This is a genomic window from Geomonas propionica, from assembly GCF_016458235.1.
GTDB classification, from domain to species: Bacteria; Desulfobacterota; Desulfuromonadia; order Geobacterales; family Geobacteraceae; genus Geomonas; species Geomonas propionica.
The window spans coordinates 106506-127911 of record NZ_JAEMHK010000006.1; the positions used below are offsets into that span (position 1 = coordinate 106506).

At 63.1% G+C, this 21406-nt stretch carries 19 protein-coding genes; 4 read left to right on the forward strand and 15 right to left on the reverse strand.

What is annotated here, in order from left to right; all coding sequences use genetic code 11:
- Positions 1-31: 31 nt before the first annotated feature.
- The 11 genes from ispH to JFN90_RS09715 form a co-directional block, all read right to left on the reverse strand.
- Positions 32-883, reverse strand: coding sequence for a 4-hydroxy-3-methylbut-2-enyl diphosphate reductase (gene ispH / locus JFN90_RS09665; protein WP_199394910.1), 852 nt, complete (start codon positions 881-883; stop codon positions 32-34).
- Between the two features lie 2 nt (positions 884-885).
- Entirely contained in the window at positions 886-1587 is a 702-nt protein-coding gene (gene cmk, locus JFN90_RS09670; protein ID WP_199394911.1) for a (d)CMP kinase, read from the reverse strand.
- A complete protein-coding gene (aroA, locus tag JFN90_RS09675) occupies positions 1584-2873 on the reverse strand; it encodes a 3-phosphoshikimate 1-carboxyvinyltransferase (RefSeq protein WP_199394912.1) in 1290 nt (429 codons plus the stop codon). Before aroA ends, cmk begins: the two co-directional genes overlap by 4 nt.
- A gap of 41 nt (positions 2874-2914) precedes the next feature.
- Positions 2915-3775, reverse strand: coding sequence for a prephenate dehydrogenase (locus JFN90_RS09680; RefSeq protein WP_199394913.1), 861 nt, complete (start codon positions 3773-3775; stop codon positions 2915-2917).
- Positions 3776-3788: 13 nt separating this feature from the next.
- Positions 3789-4868, reverse strand: coding sequence for a prephenate dehydratase (pheA, locus tag JFN90_RS09685; protein WP_199394914.1), 1080 nt, complete (start codon positions 4866-4868; stop codon positions 3789-3791).
- Between the two features lie 93 nt (positions 4869-4961).
- Positions 4962-5705, reverse strand: coding sequence for a hypothetical protein (locus JFN90_RS09690; RefSeq protein WP_199394915.1), 744 nt, complete (start codon positions 5703-5705; stop codon positions 4962-4964).
- 197 nt (positions 5706-5902) lie between these two features.
- The gene (locus JFN90_RS09695; protein WP_199394916.1) at positions 5903-7060 is read right to left on the reverse strand and encodes an ABC transporter permease; all 1158 of its coding nucleotides are present in this window, start codon (positions 7058-7060) and stop codon (positions 5903-5905) included.
- A gap of 148 nt (positions 7061-7208) precedes the next feature.
- Positions 7209-8375 carry an ABC transporter permease gene (locus tag JFN90_RS09700; RefSeq protein ID WP_199394917.1) on the reverse strand — a complete coding sequence of 389 codons (1167 nt, stop codon included), beginning with the start codon at positions 8373-8375 and terminating at the stop codon, positions 7209-7211.
- Positions 8376-9065 carry an ABC transporter ATP-binding protein gene (locus tag JFN90_RS09705; RefSeq protein ID WP_199394918.1) on the reverse strand — a complete coding sequence of 230 codons (690 nt, stop codon included), beginning with the start codon at positions 9063-9065 and terminating at the stop codon, positions 8376-8378.
- Positions 9066-9067: 2 nt separating this feature from the next.
- Entirely contained in the window at positions 9068-10285 is a 1218-nt protein-coding gene (locus JFN90_RS09710; RefSeq protein WP_199394919.1) for an efflux RND transporter periplasmic adaptor subunit, read from the reverse strand.
- A gap of 77 nt (positions 10286-10362) precedes the next feature.
- Positions 10363-10644: a DUF503 domain-containing protein gene (locus tag JFN90_RS09715; protein WP_199394920.1), complete on the reverse strand. Its 282-nt coding sequence runs from the start codon at positions 10642-10644 to the stop codon at positions 10363-10365.
- A 298-nt stretch (positions 10645-10942) separates the two neighbouring features.
- Between JFN90_RS09715 and JFN90_RS09720 the strand changes: the two genes are divergently transcribed.
- The 3 genes from JFN90_RS09720 (at position 10943) to rdgC (ending at position 14776) form a co-directional block, all read left to right on the forward strand.
- Positions 10943-12070: a WD40 repeat domain-containing protein gene (locus JFN90_RS09720; RefSeq protein ID WP_199394921.1), complete on the forward strand. Its 1128-nt coding sequence runs from the start codon at positions 10943-10945 to the stop codon at positions 12068-12070.
- Positions 12067-13335, forward strand: a complete 1269-nt coding sequence (locus JFN90_RS09725) for a multiheme c-type cytochrome (RefSeq protein ID WP_236018931.1) — start codon at positions 12067-12069, stop codon at positions 13333-13335. Before JFN90_RS09720 ends, JFN90_RS09725 begins: the two co-directional genes overlap by 4 nt.
- A gap of 244 nt (positions 13336-13579) precedes the next feature.
- Entirely contained in the window at positions 13580-14776 is a 1197-nt protein-coding gene (gene rdgC / locus JFN90_RS09730; protein WP_199394922.1) for a recombination-associated protein RdgC, read from the forward strand.
- A 138-nt stretch (positions 14777-14914) separates the two neighbouring features.
- On the opposite strand, the gene mnmA is transcribed toward rdgC, so the two are convergent.
- Positions 14915-15982, reverse strand: coding sequence for a tRNA 2-thiouridine(34) synthase MnmA (gene mnmA / locus JFN90_RS09735; RefSeq protein ID WP_199394923.1), 1068 nt, complete (start codon positions 15980-15982; stop codon positions 14915-14917).
- A 208-nt stretch (positions 15983-16190) separates the two neighbouring features.
- On the opposite strand from mnmA, the gene JFN90_RS09740 reads away from it, so the two are divergent.
- Positions 16191-17021 (forward strand): HDOD domain-containing protein, encoded by an 831-nt coding sequence (locus JFN90_RS09740; protein WP_199394924.1) that lies wholly within the window; start codon positions 16191-16193, stop codon positions 17019-17021.
- Here the strand turns inward: JFN90_RS09740 and JFN90_RS09745 are convergent.
- From JFN90_RS09745 to JFN90_RS09755, 3 genes are read right to left on the reverse strand one after another with little or no spacing between them, the layout of a single operon-like run.
- Positions 17003-17419 (reverse strand): (deoxy)nucleoside triphosphate pyrophosphohydrolase, encoded by a 417-nt coding sequence (locus JFN90_RS09745; protein WP_199394925.1) that lies wholly within the window; start codon positions 17417-17419, stop codon positions 17003-17005. The two genes, JFN90_RS09740 and JFN90_RS09745, sit on opposite strands and share 19 nt — an antisense overlap.
- 38 nt (positions 17420-17457) lie before the next feature.
- On the reverse strand, positions 17458-18591 hold the full coding sequence (locus JFN90_RS09750) for a hybrid sensor histidine kinase/response regulator (protein ID WP_199394926.1): 1134 nt from the start codon (positions 18589-18591) through the stop codon (positions 17458-17460).
- Positions 18588-21386 (reverse strand): PAS domain-containing hybrid sensor histidine kinase/response regulator, encoded by a 2799-nt coding sequence (locus tag JFN90_RS09755; RefSeq protein ID WP_199394927.1) that lies wholly within the window; start codon positions 21384-21386, stop codon positions 18588-18590. Before JFN90_RS09755 ends, JFN90_RS09750 begins: the two co-directional genes overlap by 4 nt.
- Positions 21387-21406: the final 20 nt, after the last annotated feature.

Consider the following 21406-nt stretch of genomic DNA (forward strand, 5'->3'; position numbering starts at 1 on the left):
TCGAGCTAATTTAGCACATCGCACAAAAATATCAACCTATTTTATCCTTGTCGATGGCCGAAATTGTTTCCGTCACTTCGTCGATCAGCCACTTCGGCGTCGAAGCCCCCGCGGTCACCCCGACCCGCTGCACCCCTTCGAACCAGGCCGGGTCGATCTGCCCGGCGGTTTCGATGTGATGGGTGCGCGGCAGCAGTTCGCGGCAGATCTGCGCCAAGCGCCTGGTGTTGGCGCTGTTGAAGCCGCCGATGACGATCATGCAATCCACCTCGCCGGCAAGCTTCTTGGTCTCTTCCTGGCGCACCGCGGTGGCGTCGCAGATGGTGTTGTAGACCCGGGTCTCGCCGCCGCGGGCGAGGCAGGCCGCCACCACCTCGTTCAGGTGTTCGAAGGACTGCGTCGTCTGCGCCACCACGCCCATTTTGGCCATGCGCGGCAGCCGGTCCACGTCATTGCCGGAGCTGACCACGTAGACCCGGCCGGTGGCGTAGGAAACGATCCCCTGCACCTCGGGGTGCACCGCGTCCCCGACCACGACTACGTCATACCCTTCTCTGGAGAGGGTGGCGACGTGTTCCTGGGCCTTTTTCACGAACGGGCAGGTTGCGTCCACGATCTTGAGGTTGGCCCGCACCACGGCCTCCAGCTCCTCGGCGGCGACGCCGTGCGAGCGGATGATCACGGTGCTGCCGTCGCCGATCCCGTTCACATCCTCGACCGATTTGACCCCCATCTCCTCGAGCCGCTGCACCACCTGCGGAGAATGGATGATCGGCCCCAGAGTGTAGGTGTCGCCACCCTTGTCGGCCGCGTCAAAGGCGAGATGGGTGGCCCTTTTCACCCCGAAGCAAAAACCTGCGTGTTTGGCGAGTATCACTTCCATGGTTACCCCTTGTCGCCCTGCCCCAGGCGTTTGCGCACGGTGTTTTCCATGACCGCCAGCACCTCGTCGATGGAGAGGGTGGTGGAGTCTATGGCGAGAGCGTCCTCGGCCTGCCTGAGCGGCGCGTGTTCACGCCCCTCGTCCTGCTGGTCGCGCTGGATCACCTTGGCGATGGTCTCCTCGAGCGTGGCCTGGTCGCCGCGGGCGGCCAACTCCAGGTAGCGGCGCCGGCCGCGTTCCTCGGCGCTGGCAGAGAGGAAGAATTTCACCTCGGCATCGGGGAAGACCACAGTGCCGATGTCGCGCCCCTCGAGGATGACGCCCCCCTTGGCACCCATGGCGCGCTGCATGGTCAAAAGCGCCTCACGCACCGGTTTCCGGGCCGAGATGGCGGAGGTGAGCAGGCCGATCTCCTCGGTGCGGATCTCGCGGGAGACGTCCTCGCCGTTGGCGAGCACCCGGCAACTGTCGCCGTCACGCACGAAGTTCACTTCCAGGCCGCGGCAGAGTTCCGCCAGCCCGGCGTCATCGTCGCTGGCGATGCCGGCGCGCTTGGACATGAGGGCGACGGCGCGGAACATGGCGCCGGTGTCGATGTGGATATAGCCCAGGCGCTGCGCCAAAAGCTTGGTGAGGCTGCTCTTGCCCGCCCCGGAAGGTCCGTCTATGGCTACGATTACGCCGTTTGTTCTCACTGCACTCAACGCTGTACTACCCCCTCGAGAAGTTCATGGAAGCCGGGGAACGAGGTGGCGATGCAGTCGACGTCGGAGATCGTGGTCTCCCCCTGTGCGACCAGCCCTGCCACCATCATGGACATAGCGATCCGGTGATCGCCGAAGCTGTCGGCGGCGCACGCCTTGAGGGCGGACACGCCGGTGATTTCCATGCCGTCCGGTGTCTCCACCACGGTGACCCCGGCCCGCTTGAGATTGTCGGCCATGGCCTTGATGCGGTCGGTTTCCTTGACCCGCAACTCCTCCGCGCCGCTCACCACGGTGGTTCCCTGGGCGAGAGCCGCCGCGATGCAGATGGCCGGGAACTCGTCGATGGCGCGCGGCACCACCTCGCCCGAGATCGCCATGGCCTTCAACTGCGCGTAGCGCACCCGGATGTCCGCCACCGGCTCGCCGGTTTCGTCGCGCTCGTTCACAAGTTCCAGGTCCGCCCCCATCCCCTTAAGGATGTCGATGATGCCGGTGCGGGTCGGGTTGATGCCGACCCCCTTGATGAGCAGGTCCGCACCCGGGACGATGGACGCCGCCACCATGAAGAAGGCGGCGGAGGAGATGTCGCCGGGGACGACGATGTCGCGTCCGATCAGCTCGGCGCCGCCGCGCACCTTGACGCCGCCGGGAAAGGTCTCGACGTTGGCGCCGAACGCGCGCAGCATCCTCTCCGAGTGGTCGCGGGAGAGGTGCGGCTCGCGCACCACGGTCTCACCCTCCGCGTAAAGCCCCGCCAGCATGATGGCCGACTTGACCTGAGCGCTGGAAACCGGGGAGTCGTACTCGATCCCTTTCAGCTGTGAGCCCTGGATGGCGAGCGGCGCCTTTTCACCGCCGGCGCGGCCGCCTATGCGGGCGCCCATCTTGGAGAGCGGGCCGACCACGCGCTTCATGGGGCGGGCGCGCAGGTACTTGTCGCCGGAGAGGACCGAAAAGAAGCTCTGACCAGCGAGAAGCCCGGTGAGGAGCCTCATCGAGGTGCCGGAGTTGCCGCAGTCAAGGACGTCGGTCGGCTCCTCGAGCCCGCGCAGCCCCTTGCCCACGATGGTCACCGTCTCGCCGTCGTCGTCGATCTGCACGCCCATGGCGCGGAATGCCTCCAGGGTTGCGAGGGCGTCCTCGCCGCGCAGGAAACCCGAGACCTTGGTCACGCCGTTGGCGATGGAGCCGAACATGATGGAGCGGTGCGATATCGACTTGTCGCCCGGGACGCGGATCTCGCCGCGCACACTCTTGGCGGGTTTAACGGTGTAGCTTTGCATGAAACACCTCGTATTTTTTCAGCTCCGTCGGACGGCGGCCGCTAGAGAATGGCGTCCCGCTTCTGCTTGGAGTTCAGGAAGAAGGACTGCAGGCCGTCGGCATCTCCCTCGGCGACCAATGTGCGCAGTTTCTCCAGATACACGGAGAAAAAGTCCATCATCTCCAGGATCGCATCGCGGTTGGTAAGGGCGATGTCGCGCCACATGACCGGGTCCGACGAGGCGATGCGGGTGAAGTCCCGGAATCCGCCGGCGGAGAAGGAGAGCAGGTCGCCGCCGAAACGGTCGTAGCCGTCCACGGCGTTCACCAGCGAGTAGGCCACCATGTGCGGCAGGTGCGAGATGGCGGCGACCACCAGGTCGTGCTGCACGGGATCCATGAGCGGCACGGTGGAACCGGCCACCTTCCAGAGTTCGACCACCTTTTCCAGCGCCCTAGCATCGGTATTCGCGGTCGGGGTGACGATGCAGCGCCTCCCCACGTACAGGGTGGAAAAAGAGGCCTCGACGCCGGAGTGCTCGGTCCCGGCGATGGGATGCCCGCCGACGAAAAAGGTCCCTTCCCGCATGAGCGGTTCGCACGCGGTCACCACGCTTTCCTTGACGCTGCCGCCGTCGGTGACGATGCAGCCGGGAGCAAGGTAAGGCGCAATCTCCGCGACCACCTTCGGTATGGTGCAGACCGGAGTGGCCACGAAGACCAGATCGGCCCCGGCGACCCCTTCCCTGGCGTCGGTGGTGTAGCTGTCCAAAACGCCCAATTCGACGCCGCGCCTCAGGTTCGCTTCGCCGCGCCCGATGCCGACCACCTCGTCCACAGCCCCCTTCTCACGCAGGACGCGGGCCAGGGATCCGCCTATCAGGCCGACGCCGATTACGGCCAGCTTCTTGAACTGGACCATTGCTAGTCCCTCCTCACTGACGCGCCCGGGGGTACGAGCCCAGCACCTTCACGAACTGGCAGCAGGTGGACAGATCCTGCACCGCCTCGCCGACGGCAGGGTCCGAGATGTGCCCGGAGAGGTCGAGATAGAAGATGTATTCCCAGGCCTTCTTCTTGAGGGGGCGGGACTCGATCTTGGAGAGGTTGATGCCGCGCTTGGCGAACGGCTCCAGCATCCGGTGCAGGATGCCCGGCTCGTCGCGCACCGAGAACATGAGCGAGGTCTTGTCATCGCTGCTGGCCTCGGCCATCTTGCGCCCGATGACCAGGAACCTGGTGAAGTTGTTCACCTGGTCCTCGATGCGGGCCTTGACGATCTTGAGGTTGTAAATGGAGGAGGCGTACTCGCTGGCGATGGCCGCCGCGGTGTAGTCCTCGGCCACGATCTGGGCGGCGAGCGTCGTGGAGGCAACGTCGACCAGCGGCACGTTGGGGAGGTTCTCGGCGAGCCACTTGCGGCACTGGGCCAAGGGCTGCGGGTGCGAGTAGACCTTCTTGATGTCCTCGAAGCGCCCGGTCCTGGAAAGCAGGAAGTGGGACACCTCCAAAAGGACCTCGGCGTTGATCTTCAGCTCGCTCTCCATGAACATGTCGAGCGTGTGCGAGATCATCCCCTCGGTCGTGTTCTCGACCGGGACCACGCCGTAGTACGCCTCGCCCTTCTCCACCGCCTCGAACACGGCGGGGATGGAGCGCTCCGGCGACAGGGAAGCCGACAGGCCGAAGTGCTGCATGGCGGCCAGGTGGCTGAAGGTGGCGTTGGGCCCCAGGAAGGCGACCTTCAACGGCTTTTCCAGCGCCAGCGACGCGGAAATGATTTCACGGAAGACGCCGTGCACCGCCTCGGCCGGGAACGGGCCCGGGTTCGCCGCGATAAGACGTTCGTAGATCTCCCTCTCACGGCTGGGCACGTGGAAGTCGCTGCGGTTTTCGGTCTTCACCGCGCCGACCTGCATCACGAGTTTGGCCCGCTGGTTGAGAAGTTCCAGGATGCGATCGTCCACCGCATCTATTTCCTGACGGAGTTTTGCCAGAGTTTGCTTTTCTTTCAAAGCTTTCGGTCACCTTTCAGGAGGGATAGTGGCTTTTTGCGGAGCTGATACTTATAAGGCACCCGTCGCAAATATGCAACTTTTTTCTCTTTCTCAGGTTACCTCGGGGTGCGCCTCCGGATTCATCGGATTCATGCGGACCGCGAGCGAGAAGAGGTAGGGGTAGTCCTTTTGCAGGTGCGCCATGTAGGAGAGCCACTCCATGAGGAGGTTGGTGTGGGCACGTTTGATGTCGCCGCTCAGGTGATCCATGTCGCTGGCCGGCAGTCCGGTAAGGGAGCACCGGGCCTGGAGTTCCTCGATCAGGTGGAACACGGCCCAAAGGAGATCAGTGAAGGATTCGTGCTCCAGGAGGTTCGGGTTCTCCATGAGCGACAGCATCACCCCCTTCTTCTCGGCCAGGAAGGCCCTGAGGGCGGCGAGGTCGCCGGAGCGGGAGTCGGGGCGGATCTCGTGTTCCTTGAGGAATTCCCGTGCCGCGCGGTAATCCTCCTCGTGCCAGCGCACCGTGACCCCCAGTTTCTGGGAGAGTTCCTTGCCGTCGGGGTAGAAGTCGTGCAGGTCCCGCAGCAGCGGCGAGCCGACCTCGCTGAAGAAGATGCCGATGACCATGTTCAGCTTCTTGATCATCGCCTCGCGTTCGCGCTCCTTGAGCACGCGCTCGATCATCAGGGTCACAAAGAGGACGTAGACCGGGAGGAAGGCCACGTTGGACATGAAGTTGAAGCCGATCTCCTCGGCGCGGGGGAACAGGAAGTAGTCGCCCAGGTACAGGACCAGGGAGACCAGGAGCAGCAACCAGACGATGCGGTCCTTGGGCAGACGCAGAAATCTCAACGGGGACCTCCTAGAATCAAAAACGCAAGGCAAAAAGGCAGAAGGCTTTGTAACGCAAAGACGCAAAGCCGCAAAGAGAAGCTCTCAACGTACTGGAGGAAAAGAAAATACAGGGGGGTTCTTATACTGCCTTTCAGGGTAAAAGACAAGATTTTCGTTTTTCTTCGCGCCTTTGCGTCTTTGCGTTGAAAATGGGTTTACCCGATCCGCTTCAGGCCGTCGGCGATGCGGATGGTGGCGCCGCGCCAGGTGGGGAAGATACCGGAAACTACGCCGACGGAGAGGGCAGCCAGCAATTCCAAGAGGAGGGTTTCTCCGGAGACGCTGAAGTAGGGGAAAAACTGGGCCAGCTCAGTCTCTATCCAGCTTGCCGCCGGGAAGGTGGCGGCGACACCAAGCAGGCCGCCGAGAAAGGAGATGATCACCGACTCGCCGAAGATGAGCCCAGCCAGGTGCCACCCCTTGAAGCCCAGGGTCTTCAGGGTGGCATATTCGCCGATGCGCTCCCGTGCGGTCATGGCCATGGTGTTGGCCGCTACCACCATGATGATGGCGATCACCATGTAGGAAACGATCTGTATCGCGATCATAATCGCCTCGGTCATGGAGACAAACCCCATATGGAAGGCCTTTTCCGTTTCGGTCAGCGTCTCGGCCAGCGAGTTTTTGAAAAGCGAGTCGATGGCGAGCGCCACTTCCGAAGCGAGTTCCGGCTTTTTCACCCCCACGATGAAGTAGCCGACCTGGTCGGCACGCCTGGGCACGGTCTGGCGCATGGCTTCGTTCAGGTAATCCCAGTGGAATAGAAGGATGCGTTCCTCGGTCGCCTTCTCCCTGCCGTGATAGATGCCGCGCAGCACGAACTCCCACTGTCCCGGGTAGATGGTCCCCTTGAGCGTGATCAGGTCGCCGACCTTCCAACCGTAGGTCTTGGCGAGGCGCTGCCCGACGATGCATCCCTTGCGGTCCAGGAGAAAGTCGTTCTTCTCTTGGGGGGAGAGGGTGAACTCGGGGTAGAGCTCCATGTACCCCTTGGGCTCGATGGCGTAATTGGCGAAGAAGTTCTTCGGCTCCTTGTAGTAGGCGCCGAACCAGCTGCCGTAGGAAACCGTGGTCACCCCGGGCACTCCGCGGATCCGCTCCAGGTAGGAGATGGGAAGCGGGAACACGAGGGAGATGGAGTTGCGGGTGACCAGGCGTGTGTCGGAGGCGTGCTCGGCGCCGGAGTACCAGAGGCCGACCAGGGTGCGCAACAGCCCGAAGGCGAGCACCGCCACGGCGATCCCCACCACGGTCAGGACCGAGCGGAGCCGGTGCCGGAACAGATTCCTGAGGATGTATTTGAGGAGAAACATCGACACCCCGAAACAAAAAGCTTTACCACAGAGGACACAGAGGATCGCAGAGGTCACGAAGCAAAGGCAAGGACAGGGAAAACGGGGAAAACCCAGTCGTCTTCCTCTGAGACCTCTGTGGACCTCCGTGCCATCTGTGTTCCAGCTTTTAAGTGGCCCGCAGGGCCTCGACTATCTTCAGGCGCGAGGCGCGAAAGGCGGGCAGCACGCCGCCGACAAGACCCATGACGGCGGAAAAAAGCAGCGACTTCCAGACGATGCTCACGTTCAACGTGAAGGAAAAGGCCAACTCGGAAAACGAGGCCCAGTTCATGGTGGAAATGGTGATCAGCTGCATGAAGGAGGCGGCAAAGAGGCCGAGGATCCCCCCGCAGAGCCCGAGCAGGAGCGCCTCCACGATAAACGCGGAGAGGATGCTCTTTCTCTGGAAACCAAGGGCGCGCAGGGTGCCGATCTCGGTGACCCGGTTGGCGACGGCGGCGTACATGGTGATGGTCGCCCCGATCACGGCGCCGATGGAGAAGACGACGGTAAGCACGAGCCCCAGGATGCGCAGAAACTTCGCCATCGCTTCGGACTGATCCAGGTAGTATTGGGTCTCTCGCTTGGCTTCCACGGTCAGCCGCGGGTCCGACTCCACCCGCGCCTTGAAGGCGTCGAAGGCGGTGGTATCGCGCAACCGGAAGATGATGGAGGAATAGACCGGGCGGCGGAACGCCTGCATCATCTGGTCACGGTCGCCCCAGATCTCGGAGGAGAATCCGGTGGCGCCCGCATCGAAGACGCCGACGACGCGCCAGTCGCGCATCCCGAAACGAAGCGTCTCGCCCATGCCGCACCCCTTGAAGCGACGCGACACGCTCTCTCCCGCGATGACCTCGGCGGAGCCGGGACGGGGCATGCGTCCCTCTTTCAGGCGAACGGCGGGGCGCAACTCCAGCGATTCGGGGGTGATGCCGCGGATAATAACGTTGGCCGGCTTGTCCCCCACCCGCTTTTTCAGGTTGATCAGCACCACCAGTTCCTTGGCCAGAAGCGGCGTTCCGCCGGGACCGATGGCGATCTCGGGCTGGCTCTCCAGCAGTGACGCCTGATCTCGCTCCACGCCGCTTTGCACCTCGGAATTGGCGGACTTTCTCAGCAGCACCACGTTGTCGGGAGAGCCGGTCTGCACCAGGGTCTTTTGCAGCCCCTCGGTCAGCATCAGGGTGGCGGCGAAGACGAAGACGACGAGCCCCATGCCGCTCGCGGTGAGGACGGTGGTGAGACGCCGGGTCCAGAGGTTGCGGAAACTGTAGGAATAAGGGATGCCCATCTAGGTCACGCTCAGTTCACCCTTTTCCAGGTGCCGGATGATGTGGGCCTTCTCGGCGGCGCGCGGGTCGTGGGTGACCATGATGACGGTCTTGCCGAAGGCCTGCACCAGGCGATCCATGAGCTGCAGAATCTCTTCGGCGGAGGCGCGGTCCAGGTCGCCGGTCGGCTCGTCCGCCACCAGGATTTCGGGATCGGTGACGATGGCCCGGGCGATGGCGACCCTTTGTTGCTGGCCGCCGGAAAGCTGGGCGGGGTAGTGATCCATCCGGTCGGCGAGCCCGACCACGTTCAGGACCGCCTCGACGTGCTCGCGCCGCTCGCGCCGGTCCAGGTGAGTCAAAAGAAGGGGAAGCTCGACGTTCTCGAAAGCGGTGAGGACCGGGATCAGGTTGTAGAACTGGAAGATGAATCCGACGCTGCCGGCGCGCCAGCGGGCGAGGTCGCTTTCGCCGAGGCTGGTGATCTCGACGTCGGCCACCTGGATGGAACCTTGGTCGGCGCTGTCGATGCCGGCAATCAGATTGAGGAGCGTGCTCTTGCCGGAGCCGGAGGGCCCCATGAGGGCGACGAACTCGCCCCTGGCAATATCGAAATTGATTCCGGTGAGAACGGGGATCACCTGGGTGCCCCGGCGGTAGGCCTTGGAGAGATTCCTGATCCGGACGATGGGCTCGCTGTTTTCCGCCATGACTACTTTTCCGCCGTCTTGACGCGGCTGCCATCGCGCAGCTTGTCCAGCGGCTTGGTGGCGATGCGGTCGCCGGCCTTGACGCCGGAGCCGACCTCTACCATGTCACCGAGCTTTGCGCCCAGAACCACCGGGGTAAGCGACGCTCGGTCCTGTACCACCTTGAAGACGTAGTTTTTGCCGTCCCGGTGCACGACGGCGGACGGCGGCAGGGCGACCCGAGGCGTTGCCTCGCCTTTTTTCAGCTCGCGCTCCAAGAAGGCAACCTTGGCGCTCATCTCGGGGAGAATGCGCTTGTCCTGGTCCAGGAAGCGCACCTTGACCATGACGCTCCCCTTGCTGCGGTCGGCCGTGGGGACGATGGTGTAGAGCGCGCCGCGGAAACGGACGTCGGGCAAGGCGTCGAGAAGAATCTCGCAGGGCTGGCCCACCTTGACCTTGGCCAGGTTCGCCTCGGAGACGTCAGCCTCCACCTGCAGCGATCCCATGTCGGCCATGGTCACTACGGCGGCCTTGGCGTTGGCGGCGGCGGCCAGCGGCGAGACGATGTCGCCGACGTCGGCGTTCTTGGTGAGCACCACGCCGTCGAAGGGGGCGCGGATCAGGGTGTAGTCGAGGGAAGCCTCGGCTCCACCCAGGGCGCTTTGGGCTCCGTTTATGTTGGCCTGGGCTGCGGCCGCCGCGGCGACCGCGCGCTGGTAGCGCGCCTGGGCGGTATCAAAGTCGGCCTGGGCGATGATCCCCTGACCGATCAACTCTTTCGCGCGGGACAGGGCGCGGGCGGCGTCGGTCCGCTCCACCTTGGCCTGCTCCAGCGTGTCGCGGGCCGCTGAAAGCGCCGCCGCGGCCTGCCCTTTTTGGGCCGCCACGTCGCGGTTCTCCAGGCGGGCGAGCAACTGTCCCGCGCGCACCACGCTCCCCTCCTCCACGCCGAGCCACTCCAGCCTGCCGGTGGCCTTGGAGGCGACCGCCGCCTTTCTCTGGGCCACCACGTACCCGCTGGCGTTCAAAAGGGAGAAGGTCTGCGAGGGATACACGAGGGAAACGGTGGCGACTTCCACCTCGACGCTGCGCCTGCTCGCCAGGGTCCAGAGCCCCAGCACCAGGGCCAAAAGCACCAGCACCGTTATCACCAGGGTGCGTCGCTTGCGCGGGGCGCCACCGCCTGGGGTGTAACGTTGCTTGTCGATGGTCAGTTTATTGAGGTCATCTTGTGCCATGCCCGGTCACCCCGATTAGCGGATTCATAGAAGCGGAAGCTAACACATTTTGCAATGGGTGGGAAGCGACAATGCGGCTACAGCTCTTCGACCTGCAGGTCGATGATTTGCACATCCGGCCGCTCCGACACGAGCCAGTACTCCAGTTCCTGCAAAAGCTGCCGGGCGCGGGTGGCGCTGGAGGACACGGTGACGAAGCAGAGTTCGGCGTCAGCAGGTTGGTCGTTGAGGGCGCTCTCGGAACAGGCCACGTTGAACCGGTTGCGCGCACGCGCCAGCACACTCTTCACGATCGCCCTCTTCTCTTTGAGCGTGCGGCTTGGCAGTAACAGTCTCATCTGCAGCAATGCCACGTGCATGGCGTCCTCCTTTGACAAAGACAATGCAGCGATTCTACCACATCGACTCCACACAGAGCACGCCACACTGTCACTTAGAGTGTCCTGGAGCTTTCCCCCTCCCTGACCCTCCCCCTCCGGGGGCGGGAACTCATGCCCCCTCCCTCTCCAGGGGCAAGTACTCACCAGCCCCTCCCCCTGGAGGGGGGAGGTTGGGAGGGGGGAAGCAGTATACAGCTAGCTGGGTGGCACAAGCATTGTTGCATGTTGTCTTAGCTCGGCAAATTGAGTACACTGGCGCCCGCTAAACGGAGGTGTCATGAAGAACTTGCTGCTGACTCTATGTGCCGTCATTGCCCTCGGCTCCCTGACTGGTTGCGCCGCTACGCTGCCGGCCCAACTCCCCGCCGGATTCCAGGTCAAACCCGTTGCCCGCTCCGACTCGGGTACCCCTTTCGATGCCGGACGAAACGGCCACTTCGCCACGGTTACCGACGGTACTGTCGCGCTGACCGACCTGCAGGGAAAACGCGTGACGGTGGCGAACGGTGGCGCCAGCGCGCTCAGTTTCTCTCCCGGCGGCCACAGGCTGGCGGTTGCCCTTGCCACCACTGGGGGGTCCCTGCTCCGCATCGTGGATCTTAACGGGGCAACCCTTGGCGAAACCAAGGTGGCAGGAAGGATCACCTCCGTCGCCTGGCGTTCCGAAAAAGAGGTGCTCGCCGGAGCGCTCAACATCAGGAAATACAGTTTCGGGTCGCAGATGGTCTCGCTGCTTTTCCAGTGGGACGGCAGTGGAGTACCTGTCGCCACCACCTTGAACGACGTCACGTTGCGTCCACATGTGGCGAAGCTCCCGGAGCAGTTGTTGTATAACCAGCTCTTGATCGCCGTTTCCCCCTACCGCGACGAGATCGCCTTCACCTCTTTGAAGGACCCCCCCCTATTCACCCCCTACTTGAGGGTTTTGATCCGCAACCTCGACACCGGTGGGGGGAGCGAAGTGGGGCAGGTGCAGCTCGGGCAAGGAAAGGTGATGTACGCGCCGGACGGCGAGTCGCTTGTAATTGCAGACACGGACAAGGCCACGCGCAGGATATCGCTGCCGGAAGGTAAGCCGGTTGAAAATTGGCCGAGCGCCGCCGTCAACTCGGCCCTCTCCCCTTCCGGCCGTTATCTGCTTCTGGACGGCCACCTGTACCGGAAGGAAAAAGCGATAGCCACCTTTCCTGCCGGCTCCAGAGGTGTCTTCGTCCCTGACGGCTCCGCCATCGCGGTGAGTTACCAGGGGCAACTGTTCCTCGTCTCCGGGCTGGAGGACGCGGCCGCCCCGGCACCTCCCGCCGACCTCGATCGGGTACTCAGGCTGCGCCGGCTGCGTAGTCAGGGGCTGATCACCGATCAGGAGTACCAAAAGCAACTGGAAGGCAAGGAGTCGACCCGATGATGAAGTCACTGATCTGTGCAGTGTTACTGCTGTCCGCGCCGGTTCTTGCGGGCGCCGCCGAACCCTGTCTTCCCTGTCATGCCGAGAAAACTCCCGCCGCCGTGGCTCAATGGCAAGGGAGCGCCCACGCGAAGGCCGGAGTCGGCTGTGAGAAGTGCCACGGCAGCGACCACGACAAGATCGTGAAGGGCGAGGCCAAGGTGGGAATGAAAGTCTGTGCCCCCTGCCACCAGAAGGCATACCAGGAACATCGCGCCAGCCGTCACGGCATGGGGCTGCACTCCGGGTGGGGTTGCACCAGGAACCTCTCCGACCGCAAGCCGGGCGAGTGCCGTTTCTGCCACGAAGAAGGAGACGAGGCGCCGCGCTCGGACGTGCAGTGCGCCCGGTTCCTGAAGCAGTCGCCGGAGATGGCGGAGATCGGCTGCAATTACTGTCACAGCGTCGAGGACGCCTGCGACTCCTGCCACTCCAAGCACATGACCGACCTGAAGATCGTGCGCGATCCCAACTCGTGCGCCAAGTGTCACATGGGGCCGGACCACCCGCAGTGGGAGATGTGGCAGACCTCGCTGCACGGCACGCTCAACGCCAGCACCGGCAGGAAGACCGGGCCCGACTGCCAGACCTGCCACATGCCCAAGGGGACCCACAACGTTTCCATCGGCATCACCATGAATTCCGGCGGCGTCCCCTACCCCGCCGCCAAGGCGCAGCCGGCCCGAGGCGACATGGTCAACATCTGCAGCGACTGCCACGCCCCCTCCTTCGCCAGGAAAGAGCTGGAGCGCGGGGACCAGGTGCGCAGCCAGAGCATCGCCATCCTGAAGGAAGCGGAGCACGTCATCTGGGATCTGAACGACCGGGGGCTCCTCGATCCGATGCCCGAAAACCGCCCGCCACACCCGTTGAGCGGGCAGCGTCTGGTGACCGACAGCCAGATGCTCTACGAGGACACCTCCCACATCGAGCGGCTCTTCTTCAAGATGAAGAAGTACGACTACGCCCGCACCGTCAAGGGGGCCTATCACCAGAACCCGGCTTACACCCACTGGTACGGCAACGCCGAGTTGAAGATGGACCTGGTGGACATCAAGAGTGAGGCGAGCCGACTGAAAGAGCGGGGGAAAAAGGGAGAGAGCAAGGCAGCCGCTCCCGGCGCCGAAGACGAGCTGAAGGTGTTGAAGAAAAAGTTCGAAAGAGGCGCGCTGAGCGAAGCGGAGTACGCCAGAGAGAAGGGGAAGGTGCTGGAGAAGATGAGGTAAACCGTTCACAAGGAGAAAATCTGAGGACTTCTGAGAAAGGCAAAGCGAGAGAAGCTAAAGCAAAGTCAAAAGACTTTAGGTTTACCTTCAAAAGCCTTTCGGGTGTTCTCAGATTTTCTCAGATTTTCTCCGTGGCCAATGGTTTTGACTCTTTGGGCTTTTTAACTTGCCCCCCAAGGGCAAAAGGTGTATCCATGCTGTCCCCGCTCGCGCGGGACAAGAAATGCAAGAAGGAGAATCATCGATGGGCATCCTCGCCAACACAGTAAGCGTCTGCCACTTCAAGGTTCAGGGGGATCTCCCGCAACAGGACGAACTCCACGCCTGGGTCACCAAGCAACTGGCAGCGAACAAGTTCAACCCGATCGATCAGGGCACCGAGGAAATGTCGGTGGGCTGGGTGCACCTGGACGATCCTAGAATCGCCGAGTTCGACTCCCCCGCGGCCTGCTGCCGCGAGCACTACTTCATGTTCACCCTGCGCCGCGACAAGCGCGCCGTCCCCTCCGCGGTACTGAAGGCGCACCTGGAGAAGGCCAAGGAGGAATTCCTGGCGGAAAACCCCGGCTTCGCCAAGGTCCCCAAGCAGAAAAGGGAGGACCTCAAGGAGGCGGTGCACGCGATGCTGCTGTCGCAGACCCTGCCCACCCCGGCCACCTACGACGCGGTCTGGGACACCAAGAACGGCATCCTCACCTTCAGCTCGCTCTCGCCCAAGGTCATCGAACTGTTCGAGGACATGTTCAAGAAGACCTTCGAGGGGCTCAGGGTTTCCGCGTTCCATCCCTACGCCCGCGCCGAAAGCGTGCTCGACGACGGCAACAAGGTGCTGCTGGCGCAGGCCAACAAGGCCGGCGGCGACAACTACCTGGAACTGATCAAGGAAAACCAGTGGCTCGGCACCGACTTCATGCTCTGGCTCATGTACCAGACCATGAACGAGTCCTCCGAGTACACCGTAAACCAGGCAGGCGTGCTGCTCGCCCAAGAAGCGTTCGTGGCCTACCTTGACGATCGCGTAGTGCTCCTTGGTTCAGGTGAGAACGGCGCGCAGAAGATCACTGTCGCCGGCCCGCAGGACCACTTCAACGAGGTGAGAAGCGCGCTCTTGAACAAGAAGCAGATCACCGAGGCGACGCTGCACATGGAGGCGGGGGACGACCATTACAAGCTGACCCTGAAGGGGGAGCTGTTCCACTTCGCCTCCTTCAAGTCGCCGGCGGTCCAGCTGGAGAAGGACAGCACGGTGGACGAGGCGATGGAGCGGGAAGCGGTCTTCTTTGAGAGGATGCTGCTGCTTGAGAAAGGGACCCAGCTCTTCGACTCGGTGTTCGCCACCTTCCTGAAACTGAGGCTCGGCAAGGAGTGGGAGGAGCAGGCAACGGCGATCCAGAAATGGCTCAACGTCTGCACCTACTGCAACAGCCAGCTTAATTCCTAAAACACCAAAACGGTTACGCGAAGAACACGAAGCAGTCGCGAAGGGCGCGAAGAAAAAGCTTTTTGGGGTTACCCCTAGAAGGCTTTTCCTCGCGCCCTTCGCGCGTTCTCGGCGTACTTTGCTAACCGCTTATTGTCTTTAAAGCGCCTTGACGATGCGGCCGCCGCCGACCAGCTCGTCGCCCTGGTAGAACACCACCGACTGCCCCGCTGTCACCGACTTCTGCGGCTCGGCAAAAAAGACTTCGCCCATCCCCTCGCCCAAGAGCTTCACCCGACACGCGATCGGCTCCTGACGGTAGCGGATCTTGCAGGTGGTCTCGACGACGTCCCCCTCGACCGGAACCACCCAGTTCAGATCGCACGCCACCAGCCCGGGAGCGAACAATCCCCCGACCTCGCCCACCACGACCCTCGCCTCGGCGGCGTCGATGGCGACCACGTACAACGGCTCTTTCCAGGCGATGCCCAATCCCCTTCTCTGCCCGATGGTGTAACGGTGGGTGCCGTTGTGGCGCCCGAGCACGGTACCGTCCACGTGGACGATCTCGCCGCTTCTGCCATCAAGCCCGCCGTCCTTTTCCAGGAAGGCGACGTAGTCGTCACCGGGGACGAAGCAGATCTCCTGGCTGTCGCTTTTTTGCGCCACCGGGATGCCGAAGCCCTCGGCCAGCCTTCTCACCTCGTCCTTGCTCGGCATGTCACCCAGCGGAAAGATCACGCGGGCCAGCTGCCGTTGGGTGAGGGTGTAAAGAAAATAGGACTGGTCCTTAGCGAGGTAGGCCGCCTTCAAGAGGTGCCAGGTCCCGTTTTGGTCCCTGCTGGTCCTCACGTAATGCCCGGTGGCAAGGTAGTCGGCGCCCACTTCCAGCGCCTTGTCCAGGAGCAGCCCGAATTTAACGAACTTGTTGCAGCGCACGCACGGGTTCGGGGTCTCGCCGGCTACGTACTGGGCGCGGAAGTCGTCCATGATGAGGCGGCCGAATTCCTCCTGCAGGTGCACTTGGTGAAACTCTATGCCGAGATACTCCGCCACGATCTGGGCGTCACCCTTGGCGTGCGGGTCCTCGCCTTCCCGGTTGAAGAGCTTCATGTTGATGCCGATCACCTCCGCCCCCTGCTCTTTCAGAAGCGCCGCGACCGTCGATGAATCCACGCCGCCGCTCATGGCGACGGCTACCTTCTTGCCTTTATACTCTGCTGACATATCCGCTCCGTTGTGCTGCTGTTTGCCGCGCGTTCATAGTTGACCGAATCGCCGCTGCAAGGCAACCTTTTTCTCCTCAACGCACCCTCATCTCCGGCCGCAATACCGGCGCTCAAGTTCCAGCGCAACCAGCCGATTTGTATTGTTAAGGGTCGGCCGGGTGGATTAAACTGACCCCTGGCCAGAGCCCAGCACAAGGAGAATCGTCATGCCCCTGTCGCTCACCATCAGGCGTCTGCTGACTAATCAGCCCATCGACCTCCCCGTCTTCCATCCCATTGCGGTGCACATCCTGCACCTTTTGCAGACTCCTGACTTCACCATGACCCAGGTCACCGATCTCGCCAACGAGGACCAGTCCCTGGCGGGGCAGATCCTGAAGTTGGCCAACTCACCCATGTACATCGGCCGGGTCCGGACCGAGACCATCAAGGAGGCGGTGGTCAGGCTGGGGGGGCAGGAAATCGCCAACCTCGCCATGGCAGCGTCGCAGGCGAGCCTGCACACGTCAGAAAACAGGACCATCAACAGCTTCCTGCAATCGCTTTGGCTGCACAGCCACGCCTGCGCCTTGGGGAGCCGGTGGCTCGCGCGCCACGCGGGATACCCGCAGCACAGTGATCAGGCTTACATGGCCGGGCTACTGCACGACATCGGCAAGCTGTACCTGTTGAAGGCGTTGGAGCGGCTGAACCAGATGGGGGTGGCGCACGCGGCGCTCGAGGAGGACCTGCTGCTGGAGATCTTCGCCGAACTGCACGTCGAGCAGGGGTGCCGGCTCATGGAACACTGGAATATGCCCAAGGTCTATTACAACGTGGTCGCCAACCACCACGACGACAACTTCGACACCCAGGACATCGTGCTGACTGTGGTGCGGCTGGTGAACAAGGCGTGCAAGATGAAGGGGATCGGGCTTGTGCACGAGCCGGAGATCGACCTCGCCGAGCAGACCGAGGCGGCCATACTGCAGCTTAGCGACGAAGAGATGGACGATCTGCTGGATGTTCTGGAGGATTCTCAGGAACTTGTGCTGTAGGAATTTTGATACTCCAGGATGATGGGGAGGTCGGCGTCGGCCCACTCCAGCTCCAGCATCCGCTCCGGCAGCAGCCAGGTCATAGCGGAATGCTCGTGCAGGGTGATGTCGCCGGAAACGATGCTGCAGACGTACGGATAGAGGGTCACGTCGAAGGTCGGGTAGCTGTGGGTGGCCGGCGTGAGGGCGCGCCCCACCGCTATCTCCACTCCCATTTCCTCCACAAGCTCACGTTTCAGGCATTCCTCGCGCCCCTCTCCGGGCTCTATCTTCCCACCGGGAAACTCCCACCTCAAAGGCAGGTTCATGGACGCGCTGCGCCGGGCCGACAGTACCAGCCCATCACGCTCGATGATGGCGCAGGCTACGTGGACGTGTTTTCGCTCTAGTTGTGTCATGACGCAGCACTATAGCATCTTTGGCCGGCCCAACACAGCTAATTTGGGGTAGACAGGACGCCATCGGCCTCCGGCAGCACCAGCGGGATCTGCAACTGGAATACCGAGCCGCCGCCGGGGGCGTTCTCGGCCCAGATGCTGCCGTCCAACAGCTCGGTCATGCGCCGCGCCAGGGTGAGTCCGAGCCCGAGGCCGGGGTAGGAGCGGGTGATGGAACCGTCGGACTGGGTGAAGTCGCTGAAAATGCGATCCAGGTCCGCCTGGTCGATGCCGACGCCGGTGTCCGAGATGGAGAACTGGAGCATCTGCTCCCCCGCGATTTCCTGCTGCCGCACCTCCAGCCCGACGGCACCCGCGGGCGTGAACTTGACCGCGTTGCCGAGCAGCATGGTGAGCACCTTGTGCAGCATCCCCTGGTCAGTGACGATCACCTCCGGCAGCGCGGGCTCGATGTGGACGTTGAAGGTGAGCCCTTTGCCGTCGGCCATGGCCCGAGCCTCCATGGTCACGGTGTCCATGAAACTCTGCAGATGGAAGGTGGCGTTCTCCGGCGCTCCCCCCTCCCCTTCCAGGCGGCTGGTCTCGATCAGGTCTTCGACGATCCCCAACAGCCTTGCCGCCGATTTTTGCACCATGCCCAGGTACTTCCGCTTGTTGTCGTCCTCCTCCTGGTTGAGCACCAGATCGGTCATGCCGATGATCGGGGTGAGCGGCGTGCGCAGCTCGTGGCTCACGCTGCGCAGGAATTCCTTCTTGGCGCGGTCGGCAGCGCTTGCCAGCGTCTCCAAAAGGTCGCGGTAGCGCTTCAGCTCCAAGTGGTTCTTCACCCGGGCCCGGACGATGTGCGGGCTGATCGGCTTGGTGAGATAGTCTATCGCCCCCAGTTCGAGCCCCTTGATTTCCTGCTCCTCCTCAATCATGGCGGTCACGAAGATGACAGGGATGTCGCGCGTGGAGGGATCGCCCTTCAGGATGCGGCAGAGGTCGAATCCGTCCATCCCGGGCATCATGATGTCAAGAAGGATCAGGTCCGGCTTATCGGCGCGGATCAGTTCCAGGGCGTCCAGGCCGCTGGTGGCGAAGAACAGTTCGTAGTCGTCCCCGAGGCTTTCGCTCAGGATCTCGATGTTGGCGGGGGTGTCGTCGACTATCATCACCGTCTGGCGTTTCATAGCTGCTCCCTGTTGTCGGTGTGGAACTGTTGCGCTGCCGGGAAAATGGACAGCAGCTGACGAGCCTTTCTGAAATCGAGCTTTTCCATGCACCCCTGGAGCGCCTGCAGCTCCTTGGCGCAGCTGCCACGCGGCACCTCGCGGCAGAAGTTCTCGAACTGTCTCTTGGCGTCCAGGCTGTTTCTGGCCAGCAGGCGTTCGAGCTTCGCCTTCTCGGCCGCGAACCGATCCGGCTCGAAACGACCCTCGGACGCCGTCCGCACCGGGTGCGCCACCGGGGCGGAAGCCGGCATCGATTCCGACTTCTGAGCGACGGCCCGCGCCAGGGCCCGGATCATGCCGTCCACCAGCAGCGAAGGGCGCACCGAAACGGGATAGACCGCGCTCAGTCCCCATTCGTCACCCAGTTGCCGCACCGCCTCCAACTGCTCCGGCGGCACCGTGGCAAGGACCGGCACCTCCCCGTGGTACCGGCTCGAGATGCTGCGGGAGAGCTGCTCCAATCCATCTTCGCCGGCAGTGACGGCGTCGACCACCACCATGTCGAAAGGGGCCTGCCCAGCCGGGGCGGCCTTGATCGCCTCGCTGGCCGCCGCCAAGGTCGGCACCGCCTGCAGGTCGATCGGCATCCCCTGCAACATCTCCGCGACCCCTTCCACCGCCGCGGGATTGCCGTCCAGCACCAGGAGCCTCAGGTTGCGCAGCTCCTCTTCCCGCGCCTCCGGGATCGCCTTCCCGGCAGCCGGAACTGCGAAGCCCACCGTAAAGGAAAAGCTGCTCCCCGCGCCGGGAATGCTCTGCACCTTCAGCTCCCCCCCCATCAGTTCGACCAGCTGCCGGCTGATGGAGAGACCGAGACCGGTGCCGCCGTAGCGGCGCGTGGTGGAACTATCCGCCTGGGTAAAGGGGGTGAAGATCCTTTCCATCTGTTCCGTGGTGATGCCGATGCCGGTGTCCTGGACGCAGAAGTTGACCTGCACCACACCGTCCCGCTGATCCACCGGCTTCACCGCGACCACGACCTCGCCCCGGTTGGTGAACTTGAGCGCGTTGGCAATCAGGTTGTTCAGCACCTGGGTGAGGCGCAGCGGGTCGCCCAGGAGTTTTCTGGGGAGTTCCGGGGCGAGCCGCATCTTGAAGTCAGTCCCCTTCTCCTGCGCCTTCAGGTGGTGCATGTCGGAGATGTTGCCCAACACCTCCTGCAGGCTCAGCTCGGTCTTTTCCAGCTCCAGCTTGCCCGCCTCCATCTTGGAGAAGTCGAGGATGTCATTGATGATGTTCAAGAGGGTCCTGCTGGCCGAGCAGATCTTCTCGAGGTACTCGCGCTGCTTGGGCATGAGCTCGGTCTTCAGGGCCAGGCGACTGAGCCCAATCACGGCGTTCATCGGGGTCCTGATCTCATGCCCCATGTTGGCCAGGAATTCGCTCTTGGCCTGGCTGGCCGCCTGCACCAAGTCGCGCTCCCGGCGCAGCTCCTGGGCCTCGCGCTTGGCAGTGACGTCCTCGATGACGCCGATCAGGTACTTGGGTTCACCTTTCGGGCCGCACACCAGCGACTTGGTGAGATTCACCCACACCACCGAGCCGTCCTTCCTGAGCTGGCGCATCTCGATGCTGTAGTTGTCGATCTCGCGGTTGACCAGCCGGGAGAGCTGCCCCTGCTCGGCGGCGCGGTCGTCGGGATGAATGGTCTGCTCCAGGCTCCACCCCAGGAGCTCCTCCTGGGTGTAGCCCAGGATGTCGCAGAAGCGCCGGTTGATCCGGATCAGGATGTCGCTCAAGGCGATGTGGCAGATCCCGACCGCCGCCTGCTCGAAGGTGTTGCGGAAGCGCTCCTCGCTCTCCTTCAACTGTTCCTCGGCTTTCTTGCGGAAGGTGATGTCGGTGAGCACGCCGAGCAGGGCGTAGACCCGGGCGTGGTCGTCCTTGAGCGGGATGAGCGCCTTGCTGACCCACTTGCCGTCCCTTTCGCGCTGCTCGTCGCGCTCGACCGGGGTCCCCGCCGCCATCACCTTCTGGTCCTCCTCCTGGCGTTTGCGGGCCAGCGGCGGCTCGAACAGGTCGTAGTCGTTTTTGCCGAACACGTCTGCCGGCTCCAGTCCCAGTTCGCGGGCGAAGCTCGAGTTGCAGGAGAGATAGACCAGGTTGCAGTCCTTGAGGAAGATGCGCTGAGGCAGGTTCTCGATCAGTCCGCGGTAGCGTTTCTCGAAGAAGAGGGCGCTCTCGGCCTCCTTGCGCTCGGAAATGTCGTGCACCACGCAAACCACCCGAAGCACGGTGCCGGTATAGTCACGGAACACCTCCCCCACTTGGGACAGGTATCGCTCGCTGCCGTCAGGTCGCACCAAGGGATATTCCACGGCAAAGGAGTCTTCGCCGGAGAGGGAGTGTTCCACTGCGGCCGTCATCGCCTCACGCGCCGCTGTCGGAAGCAGGTCGAGGAAGCCGGAGAAGGTCTGCGGCGCCTCCTCGAAGGGGATCCCGAAGATGCGGCAGAGTTCCTCGGAGCAGTCCAGCCGACCGCTGGCCACATCCCAGTCCCAGCTCCCGATGTGCGCGATGCGCTGCGAGATGCGCAACTGCTCCTCGCTGCGCCTGAGTTCGTCCTCCGACTGCCGGCGCCACTTCAGGCGCAGGGCGTGCAACCCTCCCACGAAGACCATAGCCAATGCTCCCACCGGACCTGCCTGGGGACGGCAGACGGCCGTGACCAGGACCAGCAGCACGCAGGCGCAGATGCCCAGGGCCAGGGTGCTTCGGCTATGGATTGCTGCGGATCGGGAGATGAACAACATGGGCTCCTTTGGCTACCGGT